Genomic DNA, 884 nt, shown 5'->3' with positions numbered 1-884 from the left:
GGGCTCTGTTGCAAACTCTGCTGCGGTTGCCAAGGTTGGGTCCTTGGATTGGTAAGGTCGGTTGTGATGGACGATTTCAAAGGGCGGCATTTTACCGGAGAGGTCATCCTGTGGGCGGTACGCTGGTATTGCCGGTACGGCATCAGCTACCGTGATCTCGAGGAAATGCTAGCCGAGCGTGGCATCAATGTCGATCACACGACCATCTATCGCTGGGTGCAGCGCTACGCGCCGGAGATGGAGAAGCGGTTGCGCTGGTTCTGGCGGCGCGGCTTTGATCCGAGCTGGCGTCTCGATGAGACTTACGTCAAGGTGCGGGGTAAATGGGCCTACCTCTACCGGGCCGTCGACAAACGGGGTGACACGATCGACTTCTTCCTGTCGTCGACCCGCAGCGCCAAAGCCGCGAAGCGCTTCCTAGGCAAGGCTCTTCGTGGCCTGAAGGACTGGGAAAAACCGACGAAGCTCAACACCGACAAGGCACCCAGCTACGGCGCCGCGATCGCCGAGCTGAAACGAGAAGGGAAGCTCGCCCCGGAAACCGAACACCGGCAGGTGAAATACCTGAACAATGTGCTCGAGGCCGACCATGGCAAGCTCAAGATGCTGATCAAGCCCGTGCGCGGTTTCAAATCGATGCCCACGGCCTACGCTACGATCAAAGGCTTCGAGGTCATGCGCGCCCTACGCAAAGGGCAGGCCCGGCCGTGGTGCCTGCAGCCAGGGATCAAGGGAGAGGTGCGTCTGATCGAACGATCATTTGGTATTGGCCCCTCGGCCATGACCGAGGCCATGGACATGCTCAATCAGCATTTCGCCGATGCTGCCTGATCCCCAAAAAGGCGCGGTGTCGTTCGGCGATCCCAAATGTTTGCAACAGAGCC

1 protein-coding gene is annotated in these 884 nt (G+C 59.5%); it reads left to right on the top strand.

The window, feature by feature from the left end; translation table 11 throughout:
* The first annotated feature begins 66 nt into the window (after positions 1-66).
* A complete protein-coding gene (locus HT136_RS26065) occupies positions 67-831 on the top strand; it encodes an IS6 family transposase (protein WP_214202656.1) in 765 nt (254 codons plus the stop codon).
* Positions 832-884: the final 53 nt, after the last annotated feature.

The sequence above is a fragment of the Novosphingobium profundi genome (assembly GCF_018491765.1).
GTDB lineage: Bacteria > Pseudomonadota > Alphaproteobacteria > Sphingomonadales > Sphingomonadaceae > Novosphingobium > Novosphingobium profundi.
The sequence above is the reverse complement of the archived record's forward strand: the minus strand, read 5'-3'. Positions and strand labels throughout refer to the sequence as shown.